The 11,511-nt window shown below is 67.6% G+C and carries 10 protein-coding genes; 7 read left to right on the top strand and 3 right to left on the bottom strand.

Annotation, left to right across the window (positions count from 1 at the left end):
* Positions 1-8 precede the first annotated feature (8 nt).
* Complete coding sequence (locus ASD38_RS23025; RefSeq protein WP_156390851.1) at positions 9-830, bottom strand: alpha/beta hydrolase; 822 nt, start codon at positions 828-830, stop codon at positions 9-11.
* 364 nt (positions 831-1,194) lie between these two features.
* Here ASD38_RS23025 and ASD38_RS23030 point away from each other — a divergent pair, with 364 nt between their 5' ends.
* From ASD38_RS23030 to ASD38_RS23060, 7 genes are all read left to right on the top strand, one after another.
* Positions 1,195-2,043, top strand: a complete 849-nt coding sequence (locus tag ASD38_RS23030) for a class I SAM-dependent methyltransferase (RefSeq protein WP_156390852.1) — start codon at positions 1,195-1,197, stop codon at positions 2,041-2,043.
* Positions 2,040-2,699, top strand: a complete 660-nt coding sequence (locus ASD38_RS23035; RefSeq protein WP_056463867.1) for a hypothetical protein — start codon at positions 2,040-2,042, stop codon at positions 2,697-2,699. The genes ASD38_RS23030 and ASD38_RS23035 overlap by 4 nt, the downstream gene beginning before the upstream one ends.
* A gap of 51 nt (positions 2,700-2,750) precedes the next feature.
* Positions 2,751-3,674: a TauD/TfdA family dioxygenase gene (locus tag ASD38_RS23040; RefSeq protein WP_056439822.1), complete on the top strand. Its 924-nt coding sequence runs from the start codon at positions 2,751-2,753 to the stop codon at positions 3,672-3,674.
* Between the two features lie 50 nt (positions 3,675-3,724).
* On the top strand, positions 3,725-4,939 hold the full coding sequence (locus tag ASD38_RS23045; RefSeq protein WP_056463870.1) for an aromatic ring-hydroxylating dioxygenase subunit alpha: 1,215 nt from the start codon (positions 3,725-3,727) through the stop codon (positions 4,937-4,939).
* 540 nt (positions 4,940-5,479) lie between these two features.
* Complete coding sequence (locus ASD38_RS23050) at positions 5,480-7,225, top strand: glycoside hydrolase family 43 protein (RefSeq protein WP_056463872.1); 1,746 nt, start codon at positions 5,480-5,482, stop codon at positions 7,223-7,225.
* A 122-nt stretch (positions 7,226-7,347) separates the two neighbouring features.
* A complete protein-coding gene (locus ASD38_RS23055; RefSeq protein ID WP_056463874.1) occupies positions 7,348-8,943 on the top strand; it encodes an alpha-N-arabinofuranosidase in 1,596 nt (531 codons plus the stop codon).
* Between the two features lie 122 nt (positions 8,944-9,065).
* A complete protein-coding gene (locus tag ASD38_RS23060; RefSeq protein WP_056439833.1) occupies positions 9,066-9,827 on the top strand; it encodes a FadR/GntR family transcriptional regulator in 762 nt (253 codons plus the stop codon).
* Positions 9,828-9,839: 12 nt separating this feature from the next.
* Here ASD38_RS23060 and ASD38_RS23065 read toward each other — a convergent pair whose 3' ends face one another.
* Positions 9,840-11,411, bottom strand: a complete 1,572-nt coding sequence (locus ASD38_RS23065; RefSeq protein WP_082560867.1) for a glycoside hydrolase family 43 protein — start codon at positions 11,409-11,411, stop codon at positions 9,840-9,842.
* A 1-nt stretch (position 11,412) separates the two neighbouring features.
* Positions 11,413-11,511 (bottom strand): hypothetical protein (locus ASD38_RS24835; protein WP_235523789.1); only part of this gene is annotated, 99 nt, incomplete at its 5' end.

The following is an 11,511-nucleotide window of genomic DNA, read 5'->3' on the forward strand; positions in this document are numbered from 1 at the left end:
GGTGATCATCAATGCAGATCCTTGGCCGCGGCCAGCATCTCCGGACTTTCCAGGATTTCGTGCCCGGCCCCCGGCGCCAGCGCCAGGCGAACGCGCAGGCCGCGCGCCTGCCCCGCCTGCACGAAGCGTCGGCTCAGCCACGGCGGCGCCACCGGGTCGCGCTCGCCGACAATGAGCCGCAGATCAAGCTTGGGCGAAAGCTGGCCGATCCTGGACAGCGGCGAGACGCTCCGCACCGGCAGCAGGAAAAGCGGGTTGAAATCGCGGACGGCCATGTGTCGACGCCATGCGCCGAGGTCGCAGGGGCAGGACGCGATCAAGGCGCTCGACGCCAGGTTCGGCCGGTCGGCCAGCATGATCAACGCCATGGCCGCGCCGCCGGAATGACCGATGAGCACCGTGTCCCGGGCGTGCAGGCGCGACGCGGCCTCCACCACGGCCTCAACCATCTGCCGGGCCGCGTCCTCGGTGTAGTTGTCGCCGACCGCCAGCCCTCGATCGCCGTCCGACCAGCCGCCCAGCCCGTCTCGATAGCCCGGCCTCAGGAGCGCCAGCACGATCGTGTCGTCGCGTTCGGCGGCCAAGGATCGCGCGAAGTCATATTGGTAGACGGGGTCATGGCCCGGCGCGTCGCCATGCAGGACAACGACCAGGTGAGGATGGGCGGTGACCCGCGCCGAATTGAAAAGTCGACCAGACACCCGCCGCCCGGGCGCACCGAAGGTGGTCGGATGCCCTTCAGCGGCCACGGGAGACGGTATTCCATGCACCATGGCGACCCCGACCAGCACGGCGATCGTGACGACAAGGCCCGCCCGCGTCCATTGCATTTGCCGTGCTCACGCCGCCCAACCCCTGATTGAACCTTTGCACGCCCCGGAGCATGACGGTAGCTCAAACCGCCGCGTCGGCGCGACCATCGCCGTCGATAATTTTTCCGGCCGACAGGTCCCGCGAGAACGGTTGACGCTCTATCGGATTGATGGCTTGCTACAATCTTAGAGTGGATTTCCATAGGCATTAAATCAGGGATTGTCTTCGCCGCGACGTTGGGATTCGGGACCTTTTCTCCGACCCCGAACGCGGCGTCGATGCGTCGGATTACACCGGGGGAAACGTCATGACACGCCGTTGCGAGGCGGAGGTTTGGAGACCGTCCAACCGGCCCGCGGGCGACGCGCTCGGGGCGTCGACATGACGCTCGCGAGCGGCAACACCGCTTTCAGCGTGGGACTGCAGCGCGCCGTCCATCACCTGTTCGATCCCGAGCCGCGCATTCTCGAGGACGGCGCGGCCTGGTCCCTGTTGAACGCGGACGAACGCGGCCTGGTCGAGCGGCGCCCGGAGCTGTTCCAGACCAGTCCCGTGCGAGGCTTTCGCCGTCGCCTGCTCGCCCGCCAGCGCTATGCCGAAGACGCGCTGCGCCAGACCGCCCCCGAGGTCGCCTGGCAAGACGTCGCCTGGCAGTATGTGATCCTCGGCGCGGGCCTGGACAGCTTCGCCTGGCGTCAACCCGATTGGGCGCGCGGGCTGACCATCTTCGAAGTCGACCGCCCCGCCGAACAGGCCGAAAAGCGAGAGCGCCTGGCCGCCTCCGGGCTGGAGCCCCCCGCCAATCTGAGGTTCGTCGAGGCCGATTTCGAGCGGGACGATCCGCTGGACCTGTTGATCGCACAGGGCCTGTCCGTCTCCGCCCCGACCTTCTTCTCCTGCCTGGGTGTTCTGGTCTATCTGTCGCGAGAGGCGATCGAGCGCCTGCTTGGCCTGCCGCTGCGGATGCGCGGGCCCGCGCGGATCGCCTTCTCCACCGCCGGGGACGCCTCGCGAGGCGGCGAAGGCGCCCTGGCGCGCCTGGCCGCCGCGAGCCAGGAACGCTGGATCTCGCCCGTCGGTCCCGAGGAGATGCGCGCCTGGCTTGAGCGCATAGGCTACGAAGACATCGCCGGGACCAACACGGATCGATATCTCGACCAGATCATGCCCCCCGGCCACGCGCGCGCCGGAAGCGGCGCGCCGTCGCATCTGTTCCTGGCCGTGAAATGACGCAAGCCGGCCCGCTAACGCTTCCGCCAGGAGCCCAGGAGGTCCGACGGCTCTGGAACGAAGCCGACCTGCGAGCCCGTCTGGGCGACCTGGCGGACGAAGCGGATTCCGCGACGCTGTGGATCCGGGCGCTCGCGCACCACAACCTGGCCGCCCTGGGCGTCAGGGGCGAGGCGGCCCAGGCCGAGACCGCGTTGAAGCGCCTGCTCGCCGCCGAGCCGGACCACGCCTTGGCCTTGGCCTATCTCGGCAACGCCACCATCATGATCGCGCGAGATTCCCGAAACTTCGTCACCAAGCCGGCGACGGTCCGCAATGGACTGGTCCACCTGGACAGGGCGGTTGAACTCGCGCCCGACCATGTCGCCATCCGCCTGCTGCGCGCCGGTTCGGGCAAGCGCCTGCCAAAGTTGTTCAATCGGCGCGGCCAAGTGATCGCGGACCTGCGCCGCGCGGCCGAGCTGCTCGAGGCCAGCGGCGAGGACCCCCTTGCCCTGGCCGAGGTCTTCCATGATCTGGCCGACCTGTCGGGCGAGGATGCGGCGATGCGGCGGCGCTATCTGCTGAGCGCTCGCGACGCCGCGCCGCGATCGACGTGGGGCGCGGCGTCCCGCGAAATCTTCGAGCGCGAGTTTGGATCGGATTCCGCCTCCTGACACGCGCGCCGCAGCAGGCCGCCGCGGCGGCCGCCTCCCTGGAGATCGCCAATGATCGTCGAGAGCCCGCTGACCGAACGAATGGGCCTGGTCCTGACCGGAAGCCGGGATGACCTGTCGCGGATCGACCGCGCCATGTTGTCCAAGAAGGTCGCCGAACACGGGGCGGTGATCCTGCGGGGCTTCGAGCTGACGGTCGACGACTTCGAGACGCTGTCACAGGAAGTCGCGCCCGAATTCCTCGTCCATCACGATGTCGGGCGGATGTACATCAGCGACGACGGCACGACCCAGACCGTGGTGCCCGGCATGGAGGGCATTCCGGCCCACGTCGAGCGGGGTTACGCGGCCCCGATCCCCGCCACCCTGTTCTTCTACTGCAACCATCCGCCCGATTCCGAAGGCGAGACCACGCTTTACGACGGTTTCGAACTGTTCGAACGGCTCAGCCCCGAGTCCCAGAAGTTCTTCGCCGAACGCAAGGTCCGGTACCGGCTGCGGATCGGTCCCGAACTCTGGCAACGCACCTTGATGACGGACGATCATGCCGAGGCGATGTACATGATCGACGAGCAACTGACGTCCGCGCTGGATGTCGAGCGCGGCGAGGCGGCCACGTGCCGCGTGGACGACGACACCTTGATCATGGACTTCGTGACGCCGGCGACCCGAACCGCCGCGCGCCGCGAGGGGGTGGCGTTCTCCAACTCCGGCCTGACCTACCTCTATACGCTCGAAATGCCCGAAGAAGGCCTACTGGCGCTGGGCAAGATGACCATGCTCACCGAGGAGGACGAGGCCTTTCCGCTCGAGATCCTGCGTGACGCCCTGCGCGCCTCGCGCGAGGTCGAGTACAAGCTGTCCTGGCGCAAGGGCGACATGGCCCTGCTGGACAACAGGACGGTTCTCCACGGTCGCGCGGCTTTCAGCGATCCGAACCGCAGCATCTATATCCGCATCGGATTTGGCCTCTAGCCCATCACCGCGACACCGCTCTCCCACGCTCAAGCCTTCGAGGTTCACGCATGGTCCAGCACTCCGACGGTCGCTTCTCGGCCTATGACCTGCCGCCCCCGAGCTACGATCCCCTGCTGACGCAGGTCGACAAGGGCACCCCGGCGGGCGAGCTTCTGCGCCGGTACTGGCATCCGGTGCTGAAGGCGTCGGAGCTGGACGCGGAACCGCGACCGGTGCGGGCGCTGGGCGAAGACCTCGTGCTGTTCCGGTCCGGCGATGGCGAGGTCGGAGCCTTCCATGCCCGCTGCGCGCATCGCGGCGCCGATCTGCGTTACGGCAAGGTCGAGCCGCAGGGGCTGCGCTGCTGCTATCATGGATGGTTGTTCGACGCGCGGGGGCGCTGCCTGGAGCAACCGTGCGAGCCGGACGGCGGGCGGCTGCGAGACCGCGTTCGCCAGCCTTCGTATCCGACGCGCGAACTCTATGGCCTGATCTTCATCTACATGGGCCCCCTGGACCAAATGCCGGCCCTGCCCCGCTACGACGTGCTGGAAACCCTCGCGCCGAACCAGGAAATCCGCGCGGACGACACCAGCATCGGTTCGGGCGGCCCCGCGATCATGCCGTGCAACTGGTTCCAGGCGTTCGAGAACGTGATGGACCCCTACCATGTGTTCGTGCTGCACAGCACCTTCAGCTCGGTGCAGTTCAGCGAGCTGCTGGCCGTGCGGCCCGATATCAGCTTCGCGAAGACGCCCGGCGGCGTGGCCTCGACCCAGGTGCGAAGGATGCGCAACGGCGAGGACTTCGTGCGCGTCGTCGAGGTGCTGCTGCCCACCGTTCGCATCTCGCCCCACCCCGCCTTCACGACGCCGGGGCCCTGCACGAACATCTCCTGGTACCTGCCCATCGACAACACCCACACCCGCATCTTCACCGCGCTGCGGGTTCCCAAGTGGATGCCGAAGTTCAAGTTCTCGGAAATCCCGGTCTACGAGGGCAAGAGCTGGTTCGACATGACCGAGGAGGAGCGCCGCCGGTCGCCAGGGGACTACGAGGCCCAGGTCGGCCAAGGCCCCGTCACCTTCCACTCCGAGGAGAACCTGGCGACCAGCGATGCGGGCGTCGCGCTTCTCAGACGTCTGTTCCTGGCCGACCTCCAGCGGGTGCGCGACGGCGTCGCCCCGACCAATGTCCGCCTCGACGACGGTCCCGCCTACGCGGTGGCGGCCGGACACACCTTCCACCCCAGCACCGAGACCGCGCGCACCCAGGCGCCTTGAGCCTCCTGGGCCCAACGATATCGGGGCAACGACGGGTCGCCCAAGTCGTCAGCGCGCCTGAAATAGGAATACATTCCTTCCTTCCGAGTTTGAATCGGTCGGCGCCGCGCCCCCTTGAGCCAGGAAAATATTCCTATTCATTCCTGGCGATCACTCCTCGCTGTCGAGGTCGCGGACATGGTCGTCTCCCGTCTCGGCCAAGCCCGGGGAGTCGAGCCCCAGGTCGCCGACGTCTGGGACAGCGCCGCTTCGGCGTGCAGCCGCTCGGCCGCGACGCCGCCGAACACCATCGCGCCCGGCTTGCCCGAGCCGACCGGGAACGCCTTGCATTACTCCGACAAACTCCGGAAACACGGCGCCCGCCCAAGGCGGCGACGGCCTACAAAATCACGAGCCCGGCGCCCAAAGTTAGCGCTACCATTTATAACTCCTATGATTAGGATGACTTGGACCCGGCCAGCCGACGACCCTGATCGCGCGATTTGCCGGACATAAGAACAAACGCGACCTCAATCGCGGTGCTCGGAGGAACGACGTCAAATGATCCGCCAAGGCCTCGTGGCCCTCCTCCTTGTGGCCGCCGGCGTCGCCCAGGCCCAAGGTCCGCTTGAGACGCCAGGCCCGACCGATGGTCGGCGCGCCGGCCCCGAGGCGGCGTTCGAGTGGTTCGAATATACCGGCGCCGATCCTTCGGACGCCGCCTTCAAGCCGACCGCGACCCAGTACGCCAACCCGATCCTGAAGGGGACCTATCCCGACCCGGCCGTCATGCGGGTCGGCAAGGACTTCTACTTCGTCAGTTCGACCTTCGCCTGGTTTCCGGGGCTTCCGGTCTTCCACTCCACCGATCTGGTGCATTGGAACCAGATCGGCAACGCGATCGATCGCCCCGGCATGCTCGACTTCAAGCGCCTGGGCCTGTCGCGCGCCGTCTTCGCCCCGACCCTGAGCCATCATGACGGGACGTTCTATATTTTGAACACCTGCGTCGACTGCAGCGGCAATTTCCTGATCACCGCGAAGGATCCGAAGGGCCCTTGGTCGGATCCGGTATGGCTGCCGGCGGTGGAAGGCATCGATCCGTATCTGTTCTTCGACGACGACGGCGGCGCCATGATCGTCTTCAACGGCGCGCCCCCGGGGCCGCCGGAGTATAGCGGCCACCGCGCGATCTGGGCGATCGGCTACGACGTCAAGGCCAAGAAGACCGTCGGCGAACCCCGGCTGCTGCTCGACAAGGGCGTCAATCCGTCGGCCAAGCCGATCTGGCCCGAGGGCCCTCACATCCTCAAGAAGGACGGCTGGTACTATCTGGTCGCCGCCGAGGGCGGCACCGCCGAAGGTCACAGCCAGGTGGTCCTGCGCTCGAAAAGCGCCTGGGGACCGTACGTTCCCTACGCGAACAATCCGATCCTGACGCAACGGGGCCTTTCCAAGGACCGCCCGCTGCCGATCACCTCGGCCGGCCACGCCACGCTGGTCGACACCCCGGACGGCAAGTGGTGGGCGACGTTCCTGGCGGTGCGGCCTTATGGCGACGATCTCTACAACACCGGCCGCGAGACCTTCTTGCTGCCGGTGGAATGGAAGGACGGCTGGCCCGTCATCCTGGAAGCGGGGAAGACGATCCCCTACGTCCACACCAAGCCCGCCCTGCCCGCGACAACGCCCACGCCGCCGCCAACCGCCGGCGGCTTCACGGTTCGCGAGGAGTTCGACGGCAAGGCCCTGCCGCTGAGCTGGGTCACGATGCGGATCCCGCAACAGCGTTGGTGGCGGCTCGACGGCGGAAAGCTGATCCTGACGGCCCGCCCCGAGACGATCGGGGGCATGACCCAGCCTTCGTTCTGGGGGCGTCGCCAACAGCACGTCAACGCCAGCGCCTCGACCCAGATGCGCTTTGCCCCCAGCAAGGCCGGAGACAAGGCCGGCATGGTCGCCGTGCAGAACGACGACTACTACTTCTTCCTGGGCGTGACCAAAGACGCCGGCGGCCAGGACAAGATTGTGCTCGAGCGCCGCGCCGGCCCGAAGGACGCGGCGGGGGGCGTGGAGGTCGCCAGCGCGCCTGTCACGCTGAAGACCGGCGCTCCGGTCTGGCTGAAGATCACCGCCCGCGGCGGCCTTTATGATTTTTCCTACGCGCTGGCGCCCGGCCAATGGAGGACCTTGAAGGCGGGCGAGGACGGCACGATCCTTTCGACCAAGACCGCTGGAGGCTTTGTCGGCGCGCTGCTGGGTGTCTACGCCCATGACGCCCGGCCGGACGCGGTCGGGGGACCATGACGCACGCCGGACCGCCGCCAAGCCCGGCGGGACCTCCCATTCAAACAACCCGTAAACCGATGGCGACGCCGATGCGATCGCCGCTGGCGCCCCTCAGCGTCGGCGTTCAAGGGGGATAAGAGATGATCAGAGCCACTCGTCCGCTGGCCGCTTGCGCCCTGGCCTTCATGCTGGCCGCGCCCACCTTGGTTCAGGCTCAGGGCAGGGCCGAACCGCCTATCGTGTTGCGGATCGACGCCGGCGCCCCTGGACCCAAGATCGACCGCAACATCTTCGGCCAGTTCGCCGAGCATCTGGGAACGGGCATCTATGGCGGCGTCTGGGTGGGCAAGGACTCGCCGATCCCCAACACGCGCGGGATCCGCGACGACGTGGTCCAGGCCCTGCGCGCCATCAAGGTTCCCAATGTCCGTTGGCCGGGCGGCTGCTTCGCCGACGAGTACCACTGGCGCCATGGGATCGGCCCGGCCGAGAGCCGCCGCAAGACGATCAACTCCAACTGGGGCGGCGCGGTCGAGCCGAACACCTTCGGCACGGACGAGTTCATGGACTTCGTCGACCAGATCGGCAGCGAGGCCTACGTCTCGGTCAACCTGGGATCGGGAACGGTCCAGGAAGCGGCCGAGTGGATCGAGTACATGACCGCCGATCCCGAGACGACCGCGGGCAAGGAGCGCGCCGCCAACGGCCATCGCGCGCCGTACAAGGTCAAGTATCTGGGCCTCGGCAACGAAAGCTGGAGCTGCGGCGGGGCGATGACTCCCGAATACTATACCGACGAGATGAAGCGCTACGCCCGCTTCGTCCGCAACTACAACCCCAAGCAGACCGGCGCCGAGGCGATGCAGCGGATCGCCGTCGGCCCCAACCAGGCCGACCCGGCCTATACCGAGGCCGTGATGGCCTCGCAGAAGGGGCACGACTGGGCCTGGAACATCGAAGGCCTGTCGCTGCACTCCTACACGACCGGCGGCTGGCCGCCTTCCTACTCGAGCACGAAGTTCGACGAGACCGCCTACGCCAAGCTGGTCAAGGAGACGCTGGGCATGGACGGCCTGATCGCCCAGCACGCGGCGATCATGGATAGGTACGATCCGGAAAAGAAGGTGCCGCTGGTCGTCGATGAGTGGGGCGTCTGGCTGGCGCCGCTCGAAGACACCAATCCCGGCTTCCTGGTCCAGCAGAATTCGCTGCGCGACGCGATCGTGGCGGCCCTGAACCTCAACATCTTCGCCCGCCACGCCGACCGGGTGCGGATGACCAACATCGCCCAGATGATCAACGTGTTGCAGGCGATGATCCTGACCGACAAGGACAGGATGGTCCTGACCCCGACCTATCATGTCTACAAGATGTACCTGCCCTTCCAGGACGCGACGGCAATGCCCGTCAACTTCGACGCGGGCACGTATGTCCAGGGCGACATCAAGTTGCCGCGCGTGGACGCCATCGCCGCGCGGGACACCCAGGGCAGGCTGTGGCTGGCGGTGACCAACCTTGATCCCGCGCGTCCGGCCTCGATCTTGGCCGACCTGACCGGCGCCAAGGCCACGAACGCTCGCGGCCAGGTGCTGACCGCGGCTCGGGTCGATGCGGTGAACACCTTCGAAGCGCCCGCCGTGGTGGCCCCAGGGCCGTTCAGCGCGAAAGCCGGCCGTGACGGCCTCAGGCTGGACATCCCGGCAAAGTCGATCGTCGTGGTGCAGCTGGAACCCTAGCGGCGACCTAACGCGCCGCCGAAAAAGGCCTTCGAAACAGAAGACGCTGGGAACGCTCCCATTATATGGAGGCGCGCTTCATAACTTGCCAAGGCGCGGCCTGCCGCGCTTATTGGCGAGATATGGAACCTCGCGATTCAACGCCAACGCCCATCGACGCCGCGGACGAGACGTCGACTCCCCGGTCGGTGAAAGGCTCCGGCCGTCGCTTGCGCGGTGCGGTGGCCCACTATCTCGGCACGGCGATCGTCTCGGGCCAAATCGCCCCGGGAGAGACCCTGACGGGCGAAATCGCCAACGCCGCCGCTCTCGACGTCTCGCGCAGCGCCTATCGCGAGGCCGTGCAGGTGCTGACGGCCAAGGGTTTGGTGGAAAGCCGCCCAAAGGCCGGCACGCGCGTCCTGCCGCGCAGCCGCTGGAACGTTCTGGACCCGACGGTCCTGGCCTGGGCGTTCTCGGCCGAGCCGGACCTGGCCTTCGTGCGCGACCTGTTCGAACTGCGCGCCGTGGTCGAACCGGCCGCCGCCCGCTTCGCCGCGGAGCGGCGCGACAAGGACGACATCAAGGCGATGAAGGACGCCTTGGCCAAGATGCGGCGCCATACCCTGGCGACCGAGGCCGGCCGGGCGGCCGACCGCGCCTTCCACGATGCGTTGCTGCGCGCCACGCACAACAGCGCGATGATGGCGCTGAGCGCCAGCATCAGCGCCGCGGTCAGCTGGACGACCGAGTTCAAGCAGCGCTCGCGGGCCCTGCCCCGCGATCCGGTCCCGGACCACGCCAGGGTCTGCGACGCCATTGTCGCCGGCGATCCCGAGGCGGCCAGCGCGGCCATGCGCGCGCTCGTCGACCTGGCGCTTGAGGATACCCGCTCGTCGATGTGACGAACCGACGTCTCAGGGCTTGCTCAATGTGAAGCTGTCCACGTCGATCCGCCCGTCGCCGCCGGCGGGATTGTAGCAGAACAGCCCGAACTGCTCGCCCTGGAAGGTGCCGGTGCGCCAGTCGAAGGCCAGAGGGAAATCGCCGGGCATCCGCGTCCAGGACCGGCCGTCGAGGCTGTAGGCCAGGACGGCCTTGTCGGTGGTGAAGTCCATGGCGACCGACAACCAGAGATCGCCGAGCGGAACCGAGCGCGGCGCGCCGCGCGGCGAGGTCTTGGGTCCGGCGTCGGTGCTTTCGACCAGCCGCGCGCTCAGGGCGCCCTGCCCGTCCGGCGCGCGGGCGACCACGATCTGGCTCGAGAACTTGCCGAACGTGCCAAAGCCGCAGGCGTCGCCGACCGTCAGCCCCCGGACGTCCAGCTTGACGACGCCCCGCGCCTTGGGGCCCTGCCCCTTCTGCAGCAAGGTGTTGCGGGCGGTCCACATGTCCGGAGCCGTCGTGACGTTCAGGCGCAGGAAGCCGGGACGCGCGCTCAGCGACCAGCGGCTGTCATCGGGATTGTGGTTCCATTGCCATTGCCGGCCCAGCGCGCGGCCGCTGAAATCGTCGGTGCTGGGCGGCTGCGCGAACGGCTCGCCCAGGATCGGCTTGGCGGCCGCATTCGGCACGCGGCCGGGCGCCTCGGGGGTGCCCCAGACCGGCCAGTCGTCGCGCCAGAACACCGGGCTGATATTGGTGACCCGGCCGATGGCGCCGGCGTCGCGCATGACGAAGCCGTACCAGCCGCCGTCCGGCAGATCGACCAGGGCGCCCTGGTGTCCGCCGGTGGTGTCGTCGATCTGGTCGCGGGTCTCCCACGGCCCGGTCAGGGTCCTGGCCCGCGACACGGTCAGGGCCAGGCGTCGCGGAATGGCGTTGAACAGGTAGTACCAGCCGCCGCGCTTGATGAGCTTGGAGCCCTCCGCGCCCTGGATGTAGTGGATTTTCTGTTCCCCCGTGACGGCGGTCAGATCGCCGTTGAGGGTCAGGAGACGCACCGTTCCGTCCGAGCCGATGGAGGTGGCGATGTAGGCCTTTCCGTCGTCATCGATGAACAGGCCCGGATCGAACGCCTCGCGGTCGAACTCGTGCACGGCCCAGGGGCCGCGCACGTCGGCGGCCGAATAGATGCGGCTGTTGTGTCCCACCGGCGTGACCACGATATAGAAGCGGCCGTTGTGGTGGCGGAGGCTGGGGGCGTAGACGCCGTGGCGATAGTCGCCGCCGTCGCTGAGATCGTATTTCGGATTGCCCTCCAGGCGGGGCATCACGTGGCCGGCGATGTCCCAGTTCACCAGGTCCCTGGAGTGCAGGATCGTCAGGCCGGGCGCGTTCACGAATGTCGTCGAGGCGAAGTAGAAGTCCTTGCCGACCCGGATGATGTCGGGATCGGGATAGTCGGCGTAGAGCGGGGGGTTGCTGTAGGTCCCCTGCCCGCTGTCAGCGCGCCAGACCTGGCCTTGCGCGGCGGTCGCGGCGCCAAGGCCGACAACCAGGGCCAGCAACAGGCGGATCGGTCGCGACCTGGCCTCTTCCCGTCGCATTCTAATGGTTATCCCGGGGCAGGCCCTTGGTCTGGGCGATGCGCTGGTACTTGACCGCCGGCTCCAGCACCGCCCCGGTGTCCATCTGGCCGATGATGGC

The organism is Caulobacter sp. Root487D2Y (genome assembly GCF_001427165.1).
GTDB lineage: Bacteria > Pseudomonadota > Alphaproteobacteria > Caulobacterales > Caulobacteraceae > Caulobacter.